Raw genomic sequence first — 24,067 nt, 5'->3', positions numbered from 1 at the left:
TCCAGATTACAACCACTCTGGTGGAGAAATGATAATCATACGCTCTGCTAATCGTATTTCGAGAATAAATTCTTGGACTGCCGGTACCAGTAGTTCTGATGCGGAGTCTTCATCCCGGATAATATAGACATCATTTGCGCCGGTTTCGAGGATTTCAACCAGTGTTCCAAGCCTCTTACCGCCAGGTGTAAAAACATTCAGGCCAAGCAATTCATGATGGTAGTACTCACCCTCTGGCAGGGGTGGAATCTCATCCGAACGGACAAACAGGTATTGATTGCGGTAGGGCGCAGCCGATTCCGGATCGCCAATTTCTTCAAAGGCAATCAGCACCTGTTTACCTCTGGAGCGCAGTGAGCGAATCGTCAGGCGGACATGCTCATCTCCGGCATAGACGATTTTACCCCGCACCAAACGCTCAGGGAAATCGGTCAAAATGTCCATGACCATCTCTCCCTGAAGGCCATGTGCCCGCCTCAGAAAGCCAACAGCCAGAAAGACAGGCTCGCCCAAGGGAGGCGAGCCTGACGATTCCCCGTTGTAGTCCGATTGAGACGGACGATGTTTCATCAACGCGGCTCCATTACATCCAGTGTAGCCTGCTTTCCCTCGCGGGCAGCTGCCACACGCAATAAGACCCGCATGGCATTGGCAACCCGCCCGCTTTTACCAATGATTCGGCCCATGTCTTCCTTGGCAACCCACAACTCCAGCCGGGCTTTTCCGCCAACCCATTCCTGTCGCACCCTGACCTGAGTTGGGTCATCCACCAGTGAAGCGGCAATATATTCAATCAGTTCTTTCACGATCAATCCTTTCGCACGAGGGCTTTGGATGACGATTCAGTCAAAGGTTATACCGGGTTGGTTTTTGCATCCACCTTACGGGAAGCGTAATAGGCCTCCGCTTCCTTCAAAACCTCTTCGACCGGCTCGCCCGCTTTGACCCGTGCCCAGCGTTTGCTCAATCCAACGCTGTCAAACAATTTTTGTACCGACTCGGTTGGTTGAGCACCGTTCTTCAACCAGTGATAGATGCGTTCCTCATTCACCTGGAAGGTGAACGGCTCGGTACGGGGGTTGTAAAAACCAAGAATTTCAAGGAAACGACCATCGCGGGGGCTTTCTTTGTCAGCCGCCACAATTCGGTAACTGGGTTGTCCTTTTAAGCCAATTCGGCGCAATCGTATTCGAACCATAGTTGATTTATTCTCCTCATTTGTACATGATCATTTTAGCATATAGATGGCGATTCAAGTTATCCTCCAAAAGTCGAGGGGCGCTGAAGGAAGCGCTTTCTTTTAGAGTCACTTTTCAGCCAAACAGACGAGGTAATCCACGACCTCCTGTTTTTTGTAACGTCTTGAACATTTTTTGTGCATCTCGAAACTGCTTGAGCACCCGGTTGACATCCTGTACCTGAGTTCCGGAACCGCGCGCAATTCTCCTCCGCCGGCTGGCATTCAGGATTTCTGGTCGGCGGCGTTCTTCACGGGTCATCGAGTTCAGGATGGCTTCCGTAATTTTCAAAGAACGCTCCGCCTCCTCCGGTGAAATATTGCGCGCCATTTGACCCAGTCCGCCGGGCAGCATCTCCAAAATCTGCGCCAGCGGTCCCATCTTGCGGATTTGCTTTAATTGTTTGGCAAAATCCTCCAACGTAAAGGAACCGGAAAGCATTCGTTCGGCTTGTTCCTGAGCTTCCTTTTCATCAAAGGCTGCCTCAGCCCGTTCAATCAGGCCGATCACATCACCCATACCCAGAATACGGGAGGCTAACCGGCCGGGATCATAGACTTCAATGGCATCAATTGCCTCACCAGTGCCAAGGAACTTCAAGGGGACGCCAGTAACCGCCCGAATGGAAATCGCCGCCCCACCGCGCGCATCTCCATCCATTTTGGTCAGCATCAAGCCGGTCAAGGTCACCGTATCGCGAAAACCTTCTGCAACATGCAGGGCTTCCTGACCGATCATCGCATCCACGACCAGTAAGATCTCATTGGGGGTCACCCGCCTCGTAATCGCCTTCAACTCATCCATCAGAGCATTATCCAGCTGTGAACGCCCGGCAGTGTCCACAATCAAAACACTAACGCCACTCTTTTGGGCCTTTTCAAACGCTCTGGAAACCAGTTCGGGCGGTTTAACGCCGCTTTCTGTGTAAACCGGCACACCAATTCGTTCACCCAGCGTCTGCAATTGCTTGATTGCAGCCGGCCGGTAAGGGTCAGCGGCAACCAGCTCAACCCGTTCGCCCTGAGAACGCAACAACGAGGCCAGTTTTGCAGCAGCCGTGGTTTTACCGGAGCCTTGCAAACCCACCATCATGATGACTCGCGGTTTTGGGCCGCTCAGGTTCAAGCGGGCTGGTTCACCCAGCGTTTTAATCAATTCCTCATGGACAATTTTAATGACCTGCTGGGCTGGATTTAAAGCCTTCGAAACTTCTGCCCCGACTGCCCGCTCGCGGACACGGCTGATGAAGTCCTTGACCACGCTGAAGTGAACATCTGCCTCCAGCAATGCCAAACGGACTTCGCGCATGGCAGCATCCACATCCTGTTCGGATAATTTACCCCGCCGGCGAAGTTGTTGAAATACTTGTTCCAGCCGTTGTGAAAGTGATTCGAACACGCTGACCTTAATCCATAAGAAATCAACACCCCTAAGGGGCGTTACGCCTCCCAATTCTAGTCGGAGAAACACCAATGGTCAAGGTTTGGAGGAGCGGATTTTTTCTGGTCGGGATACGCAACTTTTTACAAAAGTTGGGGTTATATGCAAGAGGAATAATATAATCATATAAAAATAGATCATCTGAGGAGAGAAACCATGTCGAAGGTTGCCGTCGTAACGGACAGCACTGCCTATATTCCAGAACATTTATCGAATGGTTATGCCCTGCATGCCATTCCCCTGCAGGTTGTTTGGGGAGGAGAAACATTCCGGGACGGGGTAGACATCACCCCGCTGGAATTTTACACCCGGCTTCAGCACGCCAAAGTCATGCCCACAACTTCGCAGCCTTCACCGGCCGCTTTTCAGCAAGTATACACTTCCCTATTGGAACAGGGTTACGACATTCTTTCCATTCACATCTCGGCGGCACTTTCCGGCACGATCGACTCAGCCGTTCAAGCCAAACAAACCCTTCAAACCGACCGGGTGATCATCGTTGACTCGTATTCAACCGGGATGGGCTTGGGTTTTCAAGCCCTGCAGGTTGCCCGCGCAGCTAAACAAGGCGCCTCCCTTGAAGAATGTAAAGCCATCGCCGAAAAGGCTGTTCAACACACCGGTGTTTTATTTGCCGTCAGCACGCTGGAATTTCTACACCGCGGCGGGCGCATCGGGGGCGCTGCCGCCTTTCTTGGCACTGCCTTGGGCCTTAAGCCAATCCTGGCTTTAGAAAACGGTAAGATTGTGGCTGTTGAAAAAATCCGCACCATGAATAAAGCCGTTGATCGTCTGATTGATATTTTTGTTGAGCGGGTCGGCAGCCAGCGGCCGGTTCGGATTGCGGCTTTACATGCCAATGCCCCTGCCGAAGCAGAACGCCTGCTTGAAAAAGCCTGCCAGCGTTTCGATCCATCTGATATTGCCGAAGCCTTTGCCGCCACAGTATCCCCGGTCATTGGTACTCATACCGGCCCGGGTACCGTGGGCATTGCCTACATGGCTGGAATGTGATGGGTCAATCTTCCTGAAATTGATTGACAGATTTCCTTACCGCTCCCCAACCTCTTTATTATTAAACGGTCTTTGGTAAAATGGAAAAGACCGTTTTCTTTTTCCCTGTATCTCACCTTGAGGTTATCACAATGCGAATATATTCCGATATTGGTGTGCAAGTTGCGGATGTATTACTCCCCCGCAAAGGAATTGATTTACGCAAATGGGCTACCATTGCCTGCGATCAGTTCACCTCTCAACCCGAATACTGGGAACAAGTAGCCAAAGAAGTTGGTAATGCTCCGTCCACCCTCAATCTGATTCTGCCTGAGGTTTATCTGGGCAAACCGGAGGAATTGGAGCGCATCCAGACTGCCCAGAAAACCATGCGTCAGTATTTGGATGACGGGATTTTCGATGTACACAGTGGATTGATTCATGTGGAACGCACAGTTAACAGTAAAACCCGGCATGGCTTAATTCTGGCACTTGATCTGGAAAAATATGATTATTCACCCGGCTCACAAACCCTCATCCGCGCCACCGAAGGCACCATCGTTGAAAGGATTCCTCCCCGCATGCGAATTCGGGAAGGAGCCGCCATCGAACTGCCTCACATTCTCGTTTTGATTGATGACCCACAACAAACCGTCATTGAACCGCTCGCTCAACGCAGCGATGCGTTGATCCCCCTGTACGATTTTGAACTCATGCAGGGCAGCGGTCATCTCAAAGGTGCTCTTGTCGCCGATCTCGAAGTCGAAAAGCAAGTTATTCAAGCCCTGCAGCATTTGGCATCGCCGGAAGTCTTTTACCCCAAATACGGTGTTGGCCCGGAGAAAGGCGTGCTTCTTTTTGCGGTTGGCGATGGCAATCACTCACTGGCTACCGCCAAAGCTTGCTGGGAAAAGTTGAAACCCTGCGTGGGAATGTATCACCCGGCCCGATATGCGCTGGTCGAAATTGAGAATCTCCATGACCCGGGTCTGGTCTTTGAGCCCATCCACCGTGTGCTTTTCGCTGTGAAACAATCACCCCATAATGCCATCCGGCGCTTTTTTGGCGAAGATGCCGTTACCTTGACCGATTACCACGACGCTCATGCCATGGAAAGGGCTGTCAAAGAGCAAACCGGCAAAAGCCAGACCTTCGGTATTGTTATGCCGGATGGATATGCCACTGCTACCATCCATATGCCCGCCTCAAATCTGGTAGTGGGTAGTTTGCAGGCCTTTCTGGACGATTGGTTGAAACAAGGTGGAGCGGAAAAAATTGACTATGTTCACGGCGAAGATGCCCTTTATCACCTCTCACAACAGCAGGGCAATTGCGGTTTTTATTTGCCGGCAATGGACAAAAACGAATTATTCCGAACCGTGATTCTGGATGGCGTTCTCCCTCGAAAAACCTTTTCCATGGGAGAGGCTATCGAAAAGCGGTTTTACATGGAAGCCCGTAAAATCATTTAAATGAAACGTTTTCATCCCTTGCAACCCCATCCAGATGCCGTACCCCCTGAACAGGTCAGGTTTTTAGATTTGCTGGTAGAACCTTGGGAAGACCGCCAGCGGGTGCGGGTTCATGCCCGGATTACCCCATTTCAAAAACCGCCCAATCTTGAATTCGAAATTCGAGACGCAAACGGCGAGATGCTTGCCAGCGCTTATATTGTAGAAAACATTGACTTTGATCTGGTCATCACCATGCACCTGCGCCGGCTTTCACTTCAGCCGCAGCAATTTACCCTTCACGCAAATATCCAATACGATGAAATTGGATTGGTTTACGAGGATCAAATCTTGTTTTCTTTATAAAAGATAGAATTTTCAATAATTGCCTGCATAAGGAGCTGTTTGGATCGAAGAAAAAGACAATGAAGAGACATCTCCGTAATTTAAAAACACTGGTCAAGCCGTATTTTCGTCAAATCGTGCTTGCCAGTGTTTTCCTACTCATCCTCACCGTAATCGAAATGGCTTTCCCGGCCATCATTCGGCAAGTAATTGACGTCGGCTTGAAAGGGGGTGATCAACGATTCCTGATTGTGGCGGCCGGCTTGATTCTGGGTTTGGGATTGATCAAGGCGCTGGTAAACTTTCGGGAACAGTACCTGACCGAGTGGATTGCCCATCATGTGGCTTACGATTTGCGGAACCGCCTGTACAACCACATTCAACGTCTCTCCTTTCAATATCACGACCACATGCCCACTGGTCAGCTCATCAGCCGGGTGATTGAAGATGTGCGTTCCCTGCAAAGTTTTGCCGGACACGGTCTGGTAGAACTGGCTCGGATCGTGATTCTGCTGGTGGGTATTGGTATTTTATTATTCAGTCGACATCCTGTACTGGCGGCAATTGCCATCTCGCCCCTGATTCCAATGGTGCTGTTGACCACCGATTTTGGCAAACGAGTAGGAAGATTGTTCCTTGCCGTGGACAACACCCTCGGTGAACTTTCTTCCATCTTGCAGGAAAATGTGGTTGGCGTTCAGGTGGTGCGAGCCTTTGCTCAGGAAAAGTACGAGACCGACCGCTTCGACCAGACCAACCGCAAATTATTCGATCGCCAGATCACGGTTGTCCGTGAATGGGCGAAAGTGATGCCCTCGACCATTTTTCTGGTTACTCTCGGCACAATTTTAATATTGTGGTTTGGCGGCCAAATGGCAATTCGGGGTGAAATTACAGTTGGAGAATTGGTTGCCTTCAATAGTTACATGCTCCTGCTTGCCAATCCCGCTCAACAACTGGCGTGGCTGGTCAACGCTGCCGGTGAAGCCTACGCCGGTTTACAGCGTACCTTTGAAATTCTCGAAACCGAGCCAGATATTCAATCCCCGCCCAATCCAATCCCTTGTCCGGTCTTTCGCGGCGAAATTCAATTTGAGCGGGTCTCTTTCCGATACAAACAAAGTGAAAGACCCATTCTCCGGGATATTAATTTGAAAATCGAACCGAATCAGCGGGTTGCAATCATCGGCGCAACCGGATCGGGCAAAACGACGCTGGTCAACCTGATTCCCCGCTTTTACGATGTAAGTGAAGGTGTTGTCAAAATTGACGGAATGGACGTCCGCCAGATGGATTTACCTTCATTGCGCCGACAAATTGGCATCGTTCTACAAACATCCTTGCTTTTTTCAACCACCATTCGAGAAAATCTGGCTTATGGACGGCCGGATGCCAGCGAAGAAGAAATCATTGCTGCGGCCAAGGCCGCGCAGGCCCATGAATTTATCCTGGAGCTACCCCAAGGTTATGATACGGTGGTCGGAGAAAGAGGAGTTACCCTTTCGGGTGGTCAGCGACAGCGAATCGCCATTGGCCGTGCCTTATTGATGAATCCGCGCATCCTGATCCTGGATGATTCCACTTCGAGCGTGGACACCCACACGGAGCATTTGATACAAAAAGCCCTCTCAACCCTGATGGAGGGACGAACAACCCTGATCATCGCCCAGCGGCTATCTACCGTCAAAAAAGCCGATCTAATCCTGGTAATGGATCAGGGGCGCATTGTTGAACAAGGCACTCATCATCAGTTGCTGGCATTGGACGGTCTTTACCGCCAGATTTATGATCTTCAATTGAAAAATCAGGAGGAATTAGAAGATGATCTCCTCACCCAGCCAATAGACCTTTCCAGAGTTAACTTTCGTTCGAGGAATTCGTTGGAGTAACAGAAAACCATGGCAGTAACGGCTCCCTCCACCGTTCATGAAGATATCCAGTTTAAGGGATATGACCCGCAGGTAATCCGCGGTTTGATGGCGTTTGTCCAACCGTATTGGAAACCCCTGCTGTTCTCTCTGCTCCTTATGGCAATCACATCTGCCGCTTCAGTAGCCGGACCTTATCTGGTCAAACTGGCGGTAGATGAAGGCATAGACGCCGGGTCACTGCCCAGGCTGCGCAATCTGGTTTTGATCTATCTGGCAATTGCTGTTGTACAATGGGCGGCAATTTATGGGCGGGTTTTCATCATGTCCCGAATTGGACAATCCATCATTTACGATATCCGCTCTCAACTTTTCCACCACCTCCAGCGTCTCTCGCTCAGTTTTTTCTCTCATTACTCGGTCGGCCGCATTATCGTTCGAATCATCAATGATGTCAGTGTCTTACGGGAATTCATTACCTGGGCCATGCTTGCCATCGCGCGCGACCTGTTCGTACTGATCGGCATCATTTTCACCATGTTGAGTATGAATCCGCGTCTCTCCTTGCTGACCTTTAGTGTGATCCCGCTAATCATCCTGATCACCCGTCTCTTTCGCAGTCGCGCCCGTGAATATTATCGCGAAACCCGTAAGGCCATCAGTTGGGTAAATTCCGTACTTGCTGAAAATATCAACGGGTTGCGGGTTGTTCAGGCGTTTTCACGCGAAGATCGAAATTATGCCTACTTTCGGGATGTGGTCAACCGCAACAATCTGGATATCAACCTGAAAGCCGCTCGTCTCGCTGCGCTCTTTTTTCCAGGTGTTGATTTTTTGGGCATCACAGCTATGGCGTTGGTGGTCTGGCTGGGGGGCAGCGCCGTGCTGGGCGAGCAGCTTTCACCCGGTACGCTGGTTGCCTTTGTTCTCTATATCAACCGTTTTTTTGACCCGATCCGCGACCTTAGCCGCCGCTTTGACTCGTTTCAGTCCACCATGGCAAGCGGTGAACGCATCCTCAACCTTTTAAACACGCCCATCGAAGTTGAGGACGCGCCGGATGCCGTCAAAATGCCTCCCATTCGGGGTGAAATTCGCTTTCAAAATGTCAGTTTTCATTATTCCGACGATCCCACCCCCGTTCTGAGTCACATTGATTTGTTGATTCCAGCTGGTCAAACAGTGGCGCTGGTTGGGAAAACCGGTGCCGGAAAATCAACGTTCATTAAACTTGTTGCCCGTTTTCATGACCCCACCGAAGGGGTGGTGCGCATTGACGGCTATGACCTGCGCGAGGTAACCCAGCAGAGTTTACGCCGTCAATGCGGCATCGTTCTTCAAGATCCCTTCTTATTTTCCGGAACGGTGCGTGAAAACATCCGCTTTGGGAGATTGAACGCCAGCGATGAGGAGGTTGAAGCCGCTGCCAGAGCCGTTGGAGCAGACGAATTCATCCGCCAGCTACCGCAGGGTTACGACACCCCGGTTGAAGAAGGCGGCGCCATCTTGTCCGTAGGTCAACGCCAGCTGATTTCATTTGCCCGTGCCTTGCTGGCCGATCCGCGCATTCTTATTCTGGATGAAGCCACTTCCAGCGTGGATACTCAGACCGAACGAATCATTCAGGCAGGCCTTAGCCGCTTGTTGGACGGACGCACTTCTCTGATCATCGCTCACCGCCTTTCCACCATCACCAATGCCGATCGAATCCTCGTCATCGAAAATGGACAGATCATCGAAGATGGAACTCACTCCGAATTGATTCAAAAAAGAGGGGTTTACTATCATCTATACAGGTTGCGCTTCGAAGATGAATGATGGTGAAACTAACAATATTGATAAGCCAACCCAATTGCAAGGCGTTTTGGTTGACCGCACATTTTTTTGAATGCTACAATAAACCTTAAGTGAATTATCGCTCGAAGACACTCAAAGAAAACGGCATTCAGGCAGGTTCGACCGTCTGTTGCATTTCGTGTTTTCGCAATGCTACTTTTCATATCAACATTGCCAAAACGTTCGGTATTGGGAGATAGATGGCTGCTTCCCCAAAAGCAAATAAAAAAAGACAACCGTTAGGCTGGTTGACCTTCTTCTTTGCTCTATTGGTGGTACTTCTCTGGATCGGCATCCCGATTATCCGGGATCAATACCTGCTGCTTCCTACCCCAACCTTACCGGCGCTTCTGCCAACTATTCCCCCCTTAGATACACTCGTGCCAACAGAATCATCTCCACAAGCCAGTCTCTTGAATGTGGCTCTTGGAGAATCGATAGCTCCGCAAAACGACACAGATCCGGACGGCTTGATTGTGCTTGCGATGAGTGATGGACCATTTGTCCACCTGTTCGCCTTTCATCCCACCCGCTTACCACTTTCCCGCCTGACCAATCATCCGTGGGATGATTTACACCCCGCAATCAGTCCCGATGGCAGCCGAATTGCTTACGCATCCCGGCGCAATGGCTATTGGGATATTTACATCTTTGACCTGCGCAATGGAAACTTAACTCGCGTGACCGACACACCGGAGTACGATGGCTGGCCGACCTGGTCTCCAGATGGGCAGTGGCTGGCGTATGAAACCCACACAAACGGCAATCTGGATATCTTTATCCAGTCACTTTCGGATTTGAGCCAGCCACCAATCCCGCTCACCAATACCCCCAGTGCCGACCATTCCCCCGCCTGGTCACCTTTGGGGCAAGAAATCGCCTTTGTTTCTGACCGCAACGGACAGGATGAAGTCTGGACGGCTCGTTTGGATCAAATTGGCGAACGGTACACCAACATCAGCCTTGGAGTCGGTAGTCCGGTTCGTTCGCCAGCCTGGTCACCGGATGGTCGTTTTTTGACCTGGGGAGGACAAAATAACGCCACAGACACCATCTTCCTTTGGGATAGCAGCACTCCGCAAACCCCCGCTTTTCCAGTGCTGGCAGGTCACAATTCAATCTGGAGTCCGGACGGAAAAGTACTCCTCACCCGCCAGGCCGACTTTTTACAGGATAACCTGGCTGGTTTTGAGGTGTCATCCCAAAAACTGGCTTTGCCGTTATCGGTCATGCCGGCTGCCATTCATGGCATGGATTGGAAAGGCGGGCAAATCAACGATTTAATTTCAAAATTTCTGGTGGACAGCCCGGCAGTGCTGCCTTCGTTGTTTACCGTTCAAATCACCCTTGCCCCTCAATCTCCTCCTAATCGTTTTGGGCTGGTTGCTCTGACCGATGTCAACGTCCCCTACCCCTTCCTGCACGATGCCGTAGATGAATCCTTTCTCGCCCTTCGCCGTGAAGTCGCCAGGCAGTCCGGTTGGGATGTGCTGGGTAACCTGGAAAACGCTTACTTACCCATCACCGAACCGCCTCACCCGGGCAGTGTGGATGAGTGGCTGCTGACCGGTCGTGCCTTTGCGGTCAATTCGCTACCCGTTCAGGCTGGCTGGATGACGATCACCCGTGAAGAACGCAACGGGCAAACCTTCTGGCGCATCTTTATCCGTGCCCGCTATCAGGATGGGTCACAAGGATTGCCGATGCGTCAGCACCCGTGGTCTCTGGATGCGCGCTATAACGGCGACCCGCGCGCATACGAACAGGGCGGTGCTTTGGTTTCTATCCCTGACGGATACTGGATTGATTTTACCGAACTGGCCAGCCGCTTTGGCTGGCAGCCAGTGCCGGCATTGCAAAACTGGCGTACCTTCTATCCGGCTGCCCGGTTTAACCAGCTGGTCAAAACCGATGGCCTGAACTGGGCAGCGGCAATGGCGCAATTTTATCCGCCGGAGGCACTCCAAACTCCCACCTCCATCCCAACTTTGACACTCACACCGACCGTTTCACCGACTATCCGTTTTTACCGGACTGCAACTCCTCTGCCGAGTTCCACGCCAACCAGTCAGCCAACCCGCCGTCCAACCTGGACACCACTGCCCGGAGCCGTTCAGCCATGACCAAATCCGGTTTTATTTGCTTTCTGGCTTTGATTTTTGGCTTCTTCCTGAACGCCTGTCAGAGGAGCGCTGCCGCAGATGCATCCGAACCAGGATTCATTGAACCGTCATTGAATAGTATCACCACACCCACACCCGATTCTGTCCTGACAATCTCAAAGGACTTAACCGGCTTGCAAAATCCGGAAGCTGAAGAACCGCTGAAATTCACTTTTCCAACACCATCAGACCCGCCGGTTTCTCTTTGGCGTCCTCCGCTTTACGAAGTTCCGTGGGCGTTGAGTCCGCACGATCATTTTTACTTCATCCGCCCAATTGCCGCCGATGAGGTCAACTGGCCGCTGGCTGACTACCGTTATGGGTATTATTTCACTGGCACGAATATCGTTCATACCGGCATTGATATTGACGCCATGCGTGGCACACCGGTCATAGCAGCTGCCGATGGTACAGTTGTTTGGGCCGGAATTGGTCTCTACAAAGGGCCGGATTCACCCGATGATCCCTACGGCATCGCTGTTGCCATCCGCCATAATTTTGGTTTTGACCGCCGTCAGTTGTATACCATTTACGCCCACATGGATCGCGTAGACGTTTCACTCGGCCAAACGGTCAAAGCCGGAGATCAACTGGGTATTGTCGGGAACACTGGCTTCACCACCGGCCCGCATCTCCATTTTGAAGTGCGCCTCGAACGGAATAGTTATTATGTGTCTCGCAACCCCGAATTATGGCTCGCACCACCGCAAGGATGGGGAGTGTTGGTCGGTCGGTGGATGAAAGCCGATGGATCTCTCATCCGCCTGCTGGACGTAAGAGTTTCATCGGCGGAGATCAAACGCAGCTGGGTAGTACGAACCTATGCTCCCGAAAGTGTCAACAGCGATGATTACTACCGCGAAAATCTGGTGCTGAGCGACTTGCCGGCCGGTGATTACACGCTTCAATTTTCCTACAATGAAACCGATTACCAGACCCGCTTCAAGATTCTACCAGGAGCAATTACCTACATAACCTTCCGGGAAGGATACGGATTTTCAGACCGCTTACCCGATGCGTCCTCCTCCAATAATGCCCTGTGGCAGCCCATTGAACCGTAAAACCTTGACAATTTGAGCGGGTCAGTACAGAATCGGGGGGTTGTCTGCCAGACAAATGGCAGGTATCATTAGGTTGGATTGGAAATTGGAGGAAGAATGATATCAAACAAGAAAATTACAAAGCAGGTAATTCTGTTTACCCTGCTGACGGGTTTATTACTGCTTTCGGCATGCAGCCGCTCAGAAGCAACCCCCACCACCGACCCGGCCTTGATTTTCACACAAGCCGCGGAAACTGTCGCTGCCGGTTTAACCCAGACCGCAGCCAGTCTGCCATCCGCCACACCGACGGCGACTTTACCACCGACTAATACCCCTGAACCGACTCAAGCCGTGTCACCTACCAGCGCCGATACACCCACCTTAACCATCCCCCCAACTGCAACCCGTCCGTCGGTGGCAGATCGTGCGGATTTTGTGACCCAATCTCCACTGGATGGTACGGTCATGTACCCGGAGCAACCCTTCACCCTGACCTGGACAGTTAAGAACACTGGCACGACCACGTGGACAACCGCCTATCAGGTCAGATTTTTCCTTGGGGATGCAACACTGCGATTTGGAGCGTCGGACATTCGCTTTCCCAAAGAAGTTAAACCCAATGAAAATGTGGATCTGGTTTTGAATATGAAAGCGCCCGCTAAGGCCGGCGATTATCGAACCATCTGGGTTTTGACCAACGCCGATGGGCAAAACTTTTTCACCCTGACTCTCGACATTAAAGTTTCCGGCAGCGCTCCCACGCCAACGCTAACAGTCGCCCCAGCCACAAATACACCACCGCCAGCGCCGACCGAAACGGAAACCCCATCCCCAACACCGTAGTTCTCTTCACAATGGTGGGGAATTCACCAGACTTGAAGGAATTCATCAAAGCCGAGGCCATTCGTCTCGGCTTTGATCTTGTTGGTTTTACGGATCCTTCTCCACCGACATCCTTTCCATCCTTCCAAAAATGGCTCAATCAAGGGATGCACGGTGAAATGGCCTATCTCTCCCGCCCGGATGCAGTTGCCCGACGAGCTGACCCATCTTTGATCCTGCCGGGTGTTCGGACCATCCTTGTGGTTGCCCTCCGCTACCCCCGCCCCGAAGATGCCCCTCCCGCGTCTTCAAAACCATTCGGCAAGGTGGCGGCTTACGCATGGGGAGAAGATTACCACACTATCATTCCCTCCCGATTAAGGGAGTTGGTCACAGCCTTACAAGGAAAAATTGGTCGGTCTTTTGAATGGAAGATCCTTACGGATAGCGGCCCCGTTCTGGAACGCGATTTAGCCCAACGTGCCGGCCTCGGCTGGGTTGGCAAGAACACCTGCCTGATTAATCCACGTATCGGCTCTTACTTTTTACTGGGTGAATTATTCCTCACTCTTGATCTCGAACCAGACTCGCCCTTTCCTGCCGATCATTGCGGCTCATGTCAGCGGTGTATTCAAGCCTGCCCAACCCACTGTATTCTGCCTGACCGCACTCTGGATGCCAGACGGTGCATTTCTTACCTCACCATCGAAAATAAAACCGAAATTCCACCGGATCTTCGCCCGGCTCTCGATAATTGGGTTTTTGGTTGTGATATTTGCCAGCAGGTCTGCCCGTGGAATATCCGCTTTGCCTCACCCCATCATGATCCTGCATTTTCTCCAAAAGAGGACACAGCCCGTCCGGTCTTGAGCCGTGAGATATTGCTTTCACAGGCTGAATTCAAGCAGAAGTTCAGCCAAAGCCCCGTTCTGCGCGCCAAACGGCGCGGCTACTTGCGAAATGTGGCAGTCGCCCTCGGAAATTCTCTGCGCAGTGAAAATCTGTCGGCACTGATAACGTCTCTGAAATCCGATGAGGAACCACTGGTTCGCTCCCATTCAGCCTGGGCAATTGGGCGCATCGGCGGGGAGCAAGCCCGCACTGCCCTGCAAGAGGCTTTGAAGACCGAAACCCACCCCCAAGTAGTCCAGGAAATCTGCTCTGCCCTTCAAAACCTCCCTTAAGATCGGGTTTTGCCCCGCTTCCTTCACGGCATCCATTGAGGAAATGCACCGTTTTCAAAAAGGGTTTCAATCTGCTGATTTTCCCGTTGCCAGATTAAGATTTTAGGCAGGTCATCCGGCTGACCAAGATTAACCTGTTGAAACACCACTCTCTTTCCATCCGGCGACCATTGGTAGGATGAATAATTCATTCGCGGCTCATTGGTGATCTGAACCAAAGGTTGACCCTGATTGTCAAACAGCCACAATTGTTTGCCTTCCTGCCGGCTCTGAGTTTGAACCGCACACACGACCAGTTTCCCATCCGGCGACCATGCCGGTAATGAAACGTCCAGCACCTCAAACGTTTCTTCAAAAAAACGGCTGACCGAACGGCTTTCCAGGTCCAATCGAAAGAGATTGCTGCGCGGGATCGCTGCTTCACCATCCCAATCTGCCACCAGCAAAGTGTGCCCATCCGGTGACCAGCTTCCGCGTCCCGCCACGCGGCTGGGGATGATCGAACTGCTGCCATCCAGTAAATTGACAAGCCGAATGGCTTGTTCGCCAATATCGTAAAACGAAACCGCAGAACCATCCGGCGAGAAAACCGGTAAAGATCCAAAGAGACCGGGATTATTAAAAAGTAAATTACTGCTGCCGGTCTCCACATCTACAACGTAGATTTTCCCAATTCCTTCCATCAAACTGGCAGTCAAACCGCTTTCATAACGGGTATACGCCACAAATCGGCTGTCCGGCGTCCAGGTCGGTTCAATGCAGGCAAATTCGCCGCATTCCACCAATACCTTTTCACCCGTACCATCCCGGTTGATCAGGATCAGATCGGTACCATCTCGAAGGTTGATCCTGGAATAGATAATTTTTTCTCCATCTGGCGATACAGCAAAATCGAAAACCCGCCCTCCACTGTTGGTCAGTAATTGATGTTCATTGGTCAGAGGATTCATCCAAACCAATTCTGTCGAAACAAGCGGATCATTCAGAAAAACCAGCGAGGCTGGACGAATGCGCAGGTTTACCATATAAGCCTGGCGTAAGACCCGCCCGTCACGGCTGCGAGCGCCCTGCCCCAGAATCAGTTTGAGAGACGTTCCCTCGCCAAGCGTAAGGTCGGGGAAAAAGCGAATCGTGCGATCATCCACCCAGCGCCATGTACCCTTCCACCCCGGCTCGAAGGACAGCCGGCTTTCAACCGAAGAACGCTCCATGTCTTGTTGAAATTGCAATTCAACCGGACCGCGCCCGCCAATCCATCCTGCCTCACCCGCAAAAATAACCTGCGGATTGGACAGCCCGATTTGAAAGGTGATCAAAGCCAACCCTGCCAGCACAGCCACCAGCAGGACGATGGTGATCACAACCACTCGTTCAAAACGACGCGGCTTCATGGGAAAAGATAGGGCTGTGCCGGTGGCGCGACCGCCTCAACCGATTCGGCCAGTATCACCGGCAGCATGCGGCCATCCCGCTCCAGTAAATCCAATTTTCCTTGCACCCGCACCCAACCGAGTTGTTTCAACACGGCAGCCTGTGGGTATTCAACGATCATCCCTAAAGCGGTTGCATCCGCAACACAGCAAGTGATCGTGAAACGCCCCACCATGAATTGGGTTTCACTCAAGCGGCCATCCGAGAACACAAATCCCGTAACATCCACTGGTTGACCAACGAATTGCTGCTGGTTCTCGCTAAAGCTGAACAAGCGAATCCAATCCAGCACCGTCCTTTCAGTGGGACTAAGAGAAAGTAAATCAGACGTATCTTCGATGCGTGCTGAAAGTGGTGCATCAATGCTGATTCCCCGGTTGGCTACGGCCGTGGGACTTAAGGGTCTGGCGGGTACAAGAAAACCAATCAGAATCGGAATGGACAACCACCACAGATTCGATTTTGAAAAACTTTTGGTACTTTCCTCCTCATTCTGGCTGGATACCCGTTCTGCATAAAGAACCTGGGCAAGGATGACAAAAGCCAAACCCGCCAGAAACACCAAAACCACAAAGCGCTGATTGATATACAACAAAATGTCCCCGCTCCAGATGCGGCTGAGTAAAAACAATCCCAATAGCGCCATCAACAAAGCCTGAAAACTTCTTCCAACCCGAAGTGCCACCTTCACCTCACCCACAAATTAATCGCTGCGCTGGCAACCAGGGTTAACAGCCATGGTAAGACGATCAGGATCACAACAGTTTTCCTTCTAAACACCCGCAAGTACATCAGCGTTGCTTTGATATCCACCATGGGGCCGTATACCAGAAAAGCCAGAACCGCACCCGTAGAAAATGTGCTGCTGAAAGCCAACGCAATAAAGGAGTCAACCGTGGAGCAAACCGAAAGCAGTACCGCCAGCAGAGTCAGCACAATCACTGAAAGAATTGGGCCTTGTCCCAGGGAAAGCAGCCAGGTTTGCGGCACAAAAGTCTGCATCAGAGCGGCAAGCAAAGCCCCTACGACTAAAAAGCGTCCCATTTCAAAAAACTCATCCGAGGCAATTAACAATACCTTTTTGAATTTTTGTTTTAAAGAGGGAGATTGTTCATTGGGATGATGGTCGTGACCAAAATCGAGATGAAAAGATGGAGCAAGGTCTGCATTCATCGGCCGGATGATTTGGCTCATATCTGTTTCAAACAGGAACAACAGACCAACCCCAACTGCAATCAGCAGAGTAAGTGCAAATCGAAGCCAAAAAATGGGCGTATTCCCAAACGCCGCAAAAGTACTGGCTATGACAATCGGGTTGATGACCGGGGCTGCCAGTAGAAAGGCAATCCCAACCGGAACCGGAACTCCCTTTCTCATCAAACGGCGTGCCAGCGGTATACTCCCGCATTCACATACCGGGAAGAATAAACCGAGCAATCCACCCAGCCCAACTGCAAGGAAGCGGCTGCGCGGCACCAAACGAACCAGTTCTTCAGGGCTAAAGAACACTTCCACCAGACCAGATGCCAGTGTTCCCAACAAGAGATATGGAGCCGCCTCAATAAAGATACCCAGAAATACTGCGGAGAAATTGCTCATACCATCGCTTAGTACAAGCAGCCATTCAATTTGCCAGTTGAAAATCTGCTGTAACCGGGCAATTCCCGCCAGCGCTAACACACCGGCTAAAATGACCACCGGTAAATGTGCCGTAATCCGCTCCCCCCAACCCGAACTGACAGCAGGAGTTTGTTTGAACATTTCGAGGATTTCTAACTCCAAATAACCTGAATTACGAAGAATTTATACCATATTATGATCCGGAAAGAAGCAAGGGGCTTTCCTAACCGTGAAAGCCCCTTTTTTTCTTGTTCGAAATCAAAAATATTTGTCAGGAACTGCTGGTCGGCGAAGGGGTCGTGGTCGGTTGTTGATCCCCCGTGGTTGGGGTTAACGTTGGTGGACGGGTGGGAGTCGGCGTAACCAGATTGACCCGCACAATTAAGACTTGTCCGGCAGAGATCAAATTTTTATCGGTAATTTTATTTTGCAGCATGATGTCATCAACCGTGGAGTTGAAGATCGAGGCAATGTAATCCAATGTATCTCCGGTTTTGACCACGTACTCGATCCGTGTACCACGCGGTAGGCCGGTCGGCAGCGGGGTTTCAGTGGGCAATTGTTGATTGGGAGCGGGGATCAGAATTTTATCCCCTTCGCGAATGGGGCATTGTCCGGCGGGAAAATTATTCAACGCCAGCAGCACCAGCAAATCCACTTCATATTTGACTGCTAAATCGAAACAGGTATCCCCGCTTTGAACGGTGTATTCAAATGGCCCTGAGGGTGTGAAGGTGAGCGTTGGGGTCGGAGTTTCGGTTTCAGTGGGGGTCAATGTCACAGTAGCAGTCGGTGGCACCGGGCTTGGGGTCAACGTTGAAGTGGCAGTCGGTGTAGGAGAAGAAAACAAGGCAATTTGCGGCCGGTTTCCTCCACTGACCCATAAAAAGATCAGGATGATTCCCATCAAAACCAGCAATCCTGCCAGACCCCATGTGATATATGGCATCATCTGCTGGCGTTTGCGATAGGAATCGATCACGCTTTGAGGCGAATTTTTTCCACTCATGATTTTCCTGCTCCATTTCCGGGGTGAATCATTTTCTCCGGTGAAAGTGGGATGGGACTTACAGGTTTACGAGAAGTATTCTACACTAAAAAACCAGAATCGGGATAGCCTTGATTTTGTCAAGCACTGATAAAGGATTGCTCATGATATAATTTATTGAACAACCGCCCATCTTAACCAACTGGAGGAAATCCATGGAAATTAATCACACAGAATTTAAACGCTGTGATGTGGTGAAAGTATCCGGTCGCGTGGACAGCGCAACCGCTCCGCGTCTCGCCGAGAAACTCAACGAAATCATGGACGCAGGTCGTTTTCGGATTGTATTAGACCTGCAAGATTTGGATTTCATCTCCAGTGCCGGATTACGGGTGTTGATTGGTGCCCAAAAAACCTGCAAACGTTATAACCGCGGTGAGGTAGTACTGGCAAATGTCCAGCCAAATATCCTTTCCGCTCTCGACCTCGCCGGTTTCACTCCCTTCTTCAAGATTTTTGACGATACCGTTTCCGCGGTGGGAAATTTCTAAGGTTACAGGTTCTGGATTAATGCCCACCTTCATTTTCCCAGGCAAATACGAAAGCCTGGCTAAAATTGCAGAACTGGTTCAAATTGCTACCCGAGAATTTGGGCTGGATTCTTGTGCTGCCTATGGCGTTGAAACCGCAGTTGACGAAGCCTGCTCAAACATCATCGAGCACGCTTATGGTGGAGAAGATCGAGGCGAGATCGAGTTCTCTTACGAGATCACCGCTGATTCGCTCATCATTACCTTGCGTGATCATGGGAAAAAATTCAAACCCAAAAAGATTGAAAAACCTAAAACGAATGTTCCCCTGAAAAATCGTTCAGATCATGGTTTAGGATTGTATTTTATTCACCAGTGGATGGATGAAGTCCAATATGATCATCGTGAAGGGTACAACATCCTGACACTGATTAAGCACAAAGGCACGATGAGCAAATGAGTCCCGCTCCCAAGCAGACGATTGAACCGGATTGGAAGGAATTTCTCCGCTTCGGGGAAGCGCTGCTATCACAGACAAATGTGGCGAGTCAGTGTGAAGCGATTTGCCACTGGATTGAGAGCAGACTGACAGCCAGCGCCGAATTATGGCTGGCAAAACCTTTGTATCCTCTACCGGGGGATAATTATTCAAAAATTTTACCGTCGGATGATGCACCCACCCTTTTGCAGGAATGTTACCAAAAACGAAAACCTGTCCTGCAAAACGGATCATCACAATCCTCATCCGAGGATTCACAATCCACGCCGCAGATTGCCATGCCTCTGACTACCCAGGACAACCTCTTGGGAATTTTGCATGTGCGGAGAGTTAACCGAGAGCCTTTCACTCGCTCAGAAATCGAGTATCTGGAGGGAATTGCTGCTCATGCAGCGCTCGCCATGCAGGTATTGCGTCAGGCAATCATTAAAAAATGGCGGCTCGAACAACTGTCCCTGGTGCGTAAAGTCAGCTCCGAAGTAACCCGCCTGCGGGATCTCGATCAATTTTGCCAGCATTTAACCAGCACAATCCTGGAAAAGTTTGATTACTTTCTGGTTTCGATTTACACTTTCGATCCGCTTTCGAAAACTCTGGTTCATCGTGCCAGCGCTTCAAAGATCGAAGGAAAAGCTGATCAACCACCGCTTTTGCAAATCCGCCTGGGTGAAGGCATCATTGGACAGGTTGCCGCAAGCGGCAAAGAAATCATTGCCCAACGAGTTGAAAGTGATCCTTACTACCGCTCCCTGCCGGGTTGGGAAGCAATTCAAGCTGAAGTTGCTATTCCAATCCAATTTGGCGGCCGAATTTTGGGTGTTTTGGATTTACAAACCGATCAGAAGGACGCTTTCCACGATGTAGATCTGGTCGTGCTGCACGCCCTGGCAGATTATCTGGCTTTTGCGCTGGAAGGTATGCAGTTAATCAACGGTTTGGAAAAGCGGACTCACCAGATTTCAGCACTATTGGATATCACCCATAAACTTACCTCGATCCTCGATTTTGACCAGCTGTTGGAAGAAGTTGTTGAAGCCATACAACAGCATTTTGGATACCCCTACGTTCACATTTTTATTTTACACCCTGGAAGGCGGAAATTAATTTACGAAGCTGGTAGCGGTGCCCGCAGTCACGCCCTGGAAGAAAAGCAGGTTGCCTATGACTGGGATGACCCGCACGGAATTATCCCTTGGGTAGCACGCACCGGCAAAACCTTGCTTGCCAACGATGTAAGTCAGGAACCACTCTACCGCCCCTCCGACCTGCCCCCCGCCGATACTCGCGCCGAATTGGCTATTCCCCTGGCGTATGCCGGTGAAATCCTCGGTGTTTTGGATTTACAGTCCGATCAGGTCAACAGTTTCGATTTTCGGGACATACCACTCCTTGAGTCACTCGGATCTACGATTGCCATTGCCATACGCAATGCCCGCTTATACCGCTCAGAAGTATGGCGACGTCAGGTCGCGGACTCATTCCGGGAAATTGCCGGACTGGTTTCTGCAAATGTTGCCTTACCAGACCTGTTGGAAAGGATCCTCAACGAGGTTGACCGAAGTTTACCTTGTGACGCAACGGCTATCTGGTTGGTTCAGCCCGGCACAGAAATGAACGCAACTCCCAGCCTGATGCTGGCAGCGGTTCATGGCGCTCCGGCAGAAAAAGTATGGGAAGTGATCCAGACCAATCCGAATGCCCATCAATATTTGCTGGAAGCATTAAACGCCACCTCGCCGTTGATCCGCCAGCCAACCGATCCGATTGGACCACTCGGCGAAGCGCTCGGCTTCCCGCCGGATTATTCCTCTCTTGCGGCTCCATTGCGAGCTGGCGATGAACCACTCGGACTGCTAACCCTCGCCCACCACCTGCCCGGGCGGTATGGCAGCGAAGCCCGTCTGATCACAATGACGTTTGCAAACCACGCTGCCGTTGCCATTCAAAACAATCGTCTGTTCATGGCTTCTCAAGAACAGGCCTGGATTTCGACCATCCTCCTTCAAATTGCCGAGGCCACTCAGGGAACTCAGACCGTCGAAGAGCTGCTGGATACGATGGCCAGGCTGACACCGATGCTGGTAGGGGTCAGAAAATGCGCCTTTTTTGTCTGGGACGAAAATCGTCAGATTTTTATCTTGCAATCTGAACACGGTCTGAACCTCACCGATAACTCCCTGCCGCTAACTTTTGACTTATCTATTCCGTTGGTGCAGCGGCTTGTTGAAACCCGCGAGACCATATTTATTCAGGATGTTTCTGAAGAATTACACCTTGCCGAGGCCGGTCTGGATGAAGAAAGCGGCACGCTGGTAATTTTACCGATGATTTCACGAGGACGATTGCTGGGTGCTTTTTTAGTCGCCCACACACCGGAAAACAATTTACATTCAAACCGGATTTTCGATCAACAGACCCTGGATCTTCTGCAGGGAATTGCCCGGCAGACTGCTCTGGCAATGGAAAATCTGATGCTGATCGAAGCCCGACAGGAAGAAGCCTACGTGACAGCAGTCATGCTGCAGGTGGCTCAAGCGGTGGTCAGCCAGAACAATCTCGAAGATATTCTGGATACCATCGTTCATTTGATGCCCATTTTGGTAGGAATTGACGCCTGTGTCATTTACTTGTGGGAAGAGCACCTGGAACTGTTTCGAACTGCCAAAGTGTTTACCGGTTCTCAACGGGAGGAAATGATGATGGAAGGGGAAACCTACCGGCTGGGCGAGTTTCCCTTATTGGATGCTGTCTTGGAAAGCGAACAACTAATTGCCTGTAAGACGACAAAGAAAGACTTTTCCATCCAAAACTGGCAAACCCTCGATTGCCTGCTGCCAGCGGAAGAAATCGAACGGCAGTACGATCCGCAGGATCAATGGATCCTCGGGGTACCGCTTTCGGTAAAAGGGGAGTTTTACGGTGTGCTGGTTGCCAGTGAGTCAAATGTGCCGCTTTCTTTCCACGACCGGCGATTAGAAATTCTCTCAGGGATTGCCCAACAGGTTTCTCTGGCAATCCAAAACGACCGCTTGAACCGCGAGATGATTCAGCGCGAACGGCTCGAACGGGAAATTCAACTTGCCCGCCAAATTCAAAAAACATTTCTGCCCAATCGTCTGCCGAAGATCCCCGGCTGGGAAGTGGATATTCACTGGCAGACTGCTCGCGAGGTGGGGGGAGATTTTTACGATGTGTTTCGCATTAAAGGCGACCGTTTTGGCGTGGTAATCGCAGATGTTTCAGACAAGGGCATGCCAGCCGCCCTTTACATGACCGTGACAAAAACCCTTATCCGCGCTTTTTCACAAAATGCCGAATCTCCTGCCCGAGTGCTGGAACGAGTCAATCGGGCATTAACTTTTGAACCCCAAAATACCATGTTCGTGACCGCAGTTTATGTCATTCTCAATGCTGAGGATGGCACCCTGCGCTACGCTAACGCTGGTCATAACCTACCTTTCATATTACGCCACCAAAACGGTTCAGTGGAACTCTTCCCCAAAGGGGGAATGGCGTTGGGAGTTTATTCCTCCAACAAATTAAGCGATCATGCTCTCACCATTGGCGCGGGTGACTGGCTGATTTTCTATACCGATGGCGTAACAGAAAGTTTTTCGCCTAACGGGGAAACTTTTGGAGAGCAGCGTTTACGGACGACAATTGAAAAAGCACCTAAAACCAGCCCGGCCGACTTTCTCGATTTTGTTCGACAACAATTGAGCGATTTTCGGGAAGGAACCCCGCCATCAGACGATCTGACATTAGTCGTACTACATCGCATCTTGTCAGAAGAAGATCAAAAAGGCGCAAACGGATAACCCTGGCTGGCATCAAAAATGCACCCCTCATCCAGGATCAAGGATGATGACCGCATGCAGCCAGAGAGACTACTCACTCACCAAAAAACAACGCCCACCACACCTCTACATTGCGTACTGGCGAAGGAGTTACTTCGGGTTGGATGTTCACCTGACTTTGAGGAGTACCTTCCCCCAAGGGAACAATCAACTTTTCACCTTCTCGAATTAACCCGTGATTGCGGGCGTATTCGTTTACCGCTGCTTCTGAGGTGGAGTATATGATTTGTGTGCTGAGTGCCGATTCGGTTGCTTTGAGACCAGCTACCTGGGTTTCAATTTTAGCCAGCTGGTTATTCAAACGGCTTAAATCTCCCAACCGGTTATTCAAATCCATCAGTAGGAAAAACAAGACTACAAATGCCAGTAAAACAAGCCATTGCTTCCAGTGGGTGAAAAGTCTGCTCATGCCTCTATCTTACAATAATCTCATCCATCGGACAAGTGCAATTTGCTTTGAAAAATTAAACCCCGCCTTTCGCGGGGTTTTAGTGCCGAAGGAGGGATTTGAACCCTCACGAGCGCTATGCTCACTACGCCCTGAACGTAGCGCGTCTGCCAGTTCCGCCACTTCGGCGTTGTTCGTATGGTATTTTATCTTGATTTGCCAATTTGTCAACCTTTATACCCCTTGAGATTGTTGAAAAACAAACAACTGGGATTGACGAAAAGGGGAAAACCTTAATACAATCGAACCAAACCACTTTGGAGATCAGCGGGATGGAAAAGCAGCGTTTCGAAGAAACCGGCAAAGGATCAT

The 24,067-nt window shown here is 50.7% G+C and carries 20 protein-coding genes, 1 tRNA gene and 1 pseudogene; 12 read left to right on the top strand and 10 right to left on the bottom strand.

The genetic code is table 11. The features are described 5' to 3' along the window. Positions 1-6: 6 nt before the first annotated feature. The 4 genes and pseudogenes from rimM to ffh form a co-directional block, all read right to left on the bottom strand. On the bottom strand, positions 7-570 hold the full coding sequence (gene rimM, locus AC812_RS10140) for a ribosome maturation factor RimM (protein WP_082149035.1): 564 nt from the start codon (positions 568-570) through the stop codon (positions 7-9). Next, a complete protein-coding gene (locus AC812_RS10135; RefSeq protein WP_061915716.1) occupies positions 570-806 on the bottom strand; it encodes a KH domain-containing protein in 237 nt (78 codons plus the stop codon). The genes rimM and AC812_RS10135 overlap by 1 nt, the downstream gene beginning before the upstream one ends. Before the next feature lie 149 nt (positions 807-955). Further along, positions 956-1,198: pseudogene (rpsP, locus tag AC812_RS10130) on the bottom strand (30S ribosomal protein S16); the annotation flags it as partial. A 115-nt stretch (positions 1,199-1,313) separates the two neighbouring features. Beyond that, positions 1,314-2,636 carry a signal recognition particle protein gene (ffh, locus tag AC812_RS10125; RefSeq protein WP_061915710.1) on the bottom strand — a complete coding sequence of 441 codons (1,323 nt, stop codon included), beginning with the start codon at positions 2,634-2,636 and terminating at the stop codon, positions 1,314-1,316. 198 nt (positions 2,637-2,834) lie between these two features. On the opposite strand from ffh, the gene AC812_RS10120 reads away from it, so the two are divergent. The 9 genes from AC812_RS10120 (at position 2,835) to queG (ending at position 14,382) form a co-directional block, all read left to right on the top strand. Next, a complete protein-coding gene (locus AC812_RS10120) occupies positions 2,835-3,692 on the top strand; it encodes a DegV family protein (RefSeq protein ID WP_061915707.1) in 858 nt (285 codons plus the stop codon). 131 nt (positions 3,693-3,823) lie between these two features. Further along, a complete protein-coding gene (locus AC812_RS10115) occupies positions 3,824-5,143 on the top strand; it encodes a DUF1015 domain-containing protein (protein ID WP_061915704.1) in 1,320 nt (439 codons plus the stop codon). Next, positions 5,144-5,488: a hypothetical protein gene (locus AC812_RS10110; protein ID WP_061915701.1), complete on the top strand. Its 345-nt coding sequence runs from the start codon at positions 5,144-5,146 to the stop codon at positions 5,486-5,488. 59 nt (positions 5,489-5,547) lie between these two features. After that, positions 5,548-7,356 carry an ABC transporter ATP-binding protein gene (locus tag AC812_RS10105; protein WP_082149034.1) on the top strand — a complete coding sequence of 603 codons (1,809 nt, stop codon included), beginning with the start codon at positions 5,548-5,550 and terminating at the stop codon, positions 7,354-7,356. 9 nt (positions 7,357-7,365) lie between these two features. Next, positions 7,366-9,153: an ABC transporter ATP-binding protein gene (locus AC812_RS10100; protein WP_061915700.1), complete on the top strand. Its 1,788-nt coding sequence runs from the start codon at positions 7,366-7,368 to the stop codon at positions 9,151-9,153. A gap of 218 nt (positions 9,154-9,371) precedes the next feature. Continuing rightward, entirely contained in the window at positions 9,372-11,294 is a 1,923-nt protein-coding gene (locus AC812_RS10095) for a PD40 domain-containing protein (protein ID WP_061915697.1), read from the top strand. Further along, complete coding sequence (locus tag AC812_RS10090; protein ID WP_061915693.1) at positions 11,291-12,394, top strand: M23 family metallopeptidase; 1,104 nt, start codon at positions 11,291-11,293, stop codon at positions 12,392-12,394. The genes AC812_RS10095 and AC812_RS10090 overlap by 4 nt, the downstream gene beginning before the upstream one ends. Before the next feature lie 96 nt (positions 12,395-12,490). Further along, positions 12,491-13,219 (top strand): NBR1-Ig-like domain-containing protein, encoded by a 729-nt coding sequence (locus tag AC812_RS10085; protein WP_061915690.1) that lies wholly within the window; start codon positions 12,491-12,493, stop codon positions 13,217-13,219. Positions 13,220-13,251: 32 nt separating this feature from the next. Further along, entirely contained in the window at positions 13,252-14,382 is a 1,131-nt protein-coding gene (gene queG, locus AC812_RS10080; RefSeq protein ID WP_169787290.1) for a tRNA epoxyqueuosine(34) reductase QueG, read from the top strand. A 23-nt stretch (positions 14,383-14,405) separates the two neighbouring features. On the opposite strand, the gene AC812_RS10075 is transcribed toward queG, so the two are convergent. From AC812_RS10075 to AC812_RS10060, 4 genes are all read right to left on the bottom strand, one after another. Further along, positions 14,406-15,773: a TolB family protein gene (locus AC812_RS10075; protein WP_061915684.1), complete on the bottom strand. Its 1,368-nt coding sequence runs from the start codon at positions 15,771-15,773 to the stop codon at positions 14,406-14,408. Further along, positions 15,770-16,498 carry a TIGR03943 family putative permease subunit gene (locus tag AC812_RS10070; protein WP_061915681.1) on the bottom strand — a complete coding sequence of 243 codons (729 nt, stop codon included), beginning with the start codon at positions 16,496-16,498 and terminating at the stop codon, positions 15,770-15,772. The genes AC812_RS10075 and AC812_RS10070 overlap by 4 nt, the downstream gene beginning before the upstream one ends. A gap of 2 nt (positions 16,499-16,500) precedes the next feature. After that, the gene (locus AC812_RS10065) at positions 16,501-17,574 is read right to left on the bottom strand and encodes a permease (protein ID WP_061915678.1); all 1,074 of its coding nucleotides are present in this window, start codon (positions 17,572-17,574) and stop codon (positions 16,501-16,503) included. Positions 17,575-17,704: 130 nt separating this feature from the next. Further along, complete coding sequence (locus AC812_RS10060) at positions 17,705-18,442, bottom strand: LysM peptidoglycan-binding domain-containing protein (RefSeq protein ID WP_061915675.1); 738 nt, start codon at positions 18,440-18,442, stop codon at positions 17,705-17,707. Positions 18,443-18,636: 194 nt separating this feature from the next. On the opposite strand from AC812_RS10060, the gene AC812_RS10055 reads away from it, so the two are divergent. The 3 genes from AC812_RS10055 to AC812_RS10045 are packed head-to-tail and all read left to right on the top strand — an operon-like array spanning position 18,637 to position 23,268. Further along, on the top strand, positions 18,637-18,972 hold the full coding sequence (locus AC812_RS10055) for an STAS domain-containing protein (RefSeq protein ID WP_061915672.1): 336 nt from the start codon (positions 18,637-18,639) through the stop codon (positions 18,970-18,972). 19 nt (positions 18,973-18,991) lie between these two features. Beyond that, the gene (locus tag AC812_RS10050; RefSeq protein ID WP_061915669.1) at positions 18,992-19,411 is read left to right on the top strand and encodes an ATP-binding protein; all 420 of its coding nucleotides are present in this window, start codon (positions 18,992-18,994) and stop codon (positions 19,409-19,411) included. Then, positions 19,408-23,268 carry a GAF domain-containing protein gene (locus AC812_RS10045; RefSeq protein ID WP_061915666.1) on the top strand — a complete coding sequence of 1,287 codons (3,861 nt, stop codon included), beginning with the start codon at positions 19,408-19,410 and terminating at the stop codon, positions 23,266-23,268. Before AC812_RS10050 ends, AC812_RS10045 begins: the two co-directional genes overlap by 4 nt. Positions 23,269-23,341: 73 nt before the next feature. Here the strand turns inward: AC812_RS10045 and AC812_RS10040 are convergent, their stop codons facing one another. Then, the gene (locus AC812_RS10040) at positions 23,342-23,716 is read right to left on the bottom strand and encodes an FtsB family cell division protein (protein ID WP_061915663.1); all 375 of its coding nucleotides are present in this window, start codon (positions 23,714-23,716) and stop codon (positions 23,342-23,344) included. An 83-nt stretch (positions 23,717-23,799) separates the two neighbouring features. Further along, positions 23,800-23,884: transfer RNA gene (locus tag AC812_RS10035), tRNA-Leu, on the bottom strand. Between the last annotated feature and the right edge of the window lie 183 nt (positions 23,885-24,067).

Origin of the sequence: Bellilinea caldifistulae, from assembly GCF_001306055.1 — a bacterium.
GTDB classification, from domain to species: domain Bacteria; phylum Chloroflexota; class Anaerolineae; order Anaerolineales; family Anaerolineaceae; genus Bellilinea; species Bellilinea caldifistulae.
This window is presented reverse-complemented; position numbering and strand designations above follow the sequence as displayed.

What these genes read in the sequence shown, in the direction of transcription:
- rimM (WP_082149035.1), bottom strand. Translation starts at nt 570, where the DNA reads ATGAAACATCGTCCGTCTCAATCGGACTACAACGGGGAATCGTCAGGC.
- AC812_RS10120 (WP_061915707.1), top strand. Translation starts at nt 2,835, where the DNA reads ATGTCGAAGGTTGCCGTCGTAACGGACAGCACTGCCTATATTCCAGAA.
- AC812_RS10115 (WP_061915704.1), top strand. Translation starts at nt 3,824, where the DNA reads ATGCGAATATATTCCGATATTGGTGTGCAAGTTGCGGATGTATTACTC.
- AC812_RS10110 (WP_061915701.1), top strand. Translation starts at nt 5,144, where the DNA reads ATGAAACGTTTTCATCCCTTGCAACCCCATCCAGATGCCGTACCCCCT.
- AC812_RS10105 (WP_082149034.1), top strand. Translation starts at nt 5,548, where the DNA reads ATGAAGAGACATCTCCGTAATTTAAAAACACTGGTCAAGCCGTATTTT.
- AC812_RS10100 (WP_061915700.1), top strand. Translation starts at nt 7,366, where the DNA reads ATGGCAGTAACGGCTCCCTCCACCGTTCATGAAGATATCCAGTTTAAG.
- AC812_RS10095 (WP_061915697.1), top strand. Translation starts at nt 9,372, where the DNA reads ATGGCTGCTTCCCCAAAAGCAAATAAAAAAAGACAACCGTTAGGCTGG.
- AC812_RS10090 (WP_061915693.1), top strand. Translation starts at nt 11,291, where the DNA reads ATGACCAAATCCGGTTTTATTTGCTTTCTGGCTTTGATTTTTGGCTTC.
- AC812_RS10085 (WP_061915690.1), top strand. Translation starts at nt 12,491, where the DNA reads ATGATATCAAACAAGAAAATTACAAAGCAGGTAATTCTGTTTACCCTG.
- AC812_RS10075 (WP_061915684.1), bottom strand. Translation starts at nt 15,773, where the DNA reads ATGAAGCCGCGTCGTTTTGAACGAGTGGTTGTGATCACCATCGTCCTG.
- AC812_RS10065 (WP_061915678.1), bottom strand. Translation starts at nt 17,574, where the DNA reads ATGTTCAAACAAACTCCTGCTGTCAGTTCGGGTTGGGGGGAGCGGATT.
- AC812_RS10060 (WP_061915675.1), bottom strand. Translation starts at nt 18,442, where the DNA reads ATGAGTGGAAAAAATTCGCCTCAAAGCGTGATCGATTCCTATCGCAAA.
- AC812_RS10055 (WP_061915672.1), top strand. Translation starts at nt 18,637, where the DNA reads ATGGAAATTAATCACACAGAATTTAAACGCTGTGATGTGGTGAAAGTA.
- AC812_RS10050 (WP_061915669.1), top strand. Translation starts at nt 18,992, where the DNA reads ATGCCCACCTTCATTTTCCCAGGCAAATACGAAAGCCTGGCTAAAATT.
- AC812_RS10045 (WP_061915666.1), top strand. Translation starts at nt 19,408, where the DNA reads ATGAGTCCCGCTCCCAAGCAGACGATTGAACCGGATTGGAAGGAATTT.
- AC812_RS10040 (WP_061915663.1), bottom strand. Translation starts at nt 23,716, where the DNA reads ATGAGCAGACTTTTCACCCACTGGAAGCAATGGCTTGTTTTACTGGCA.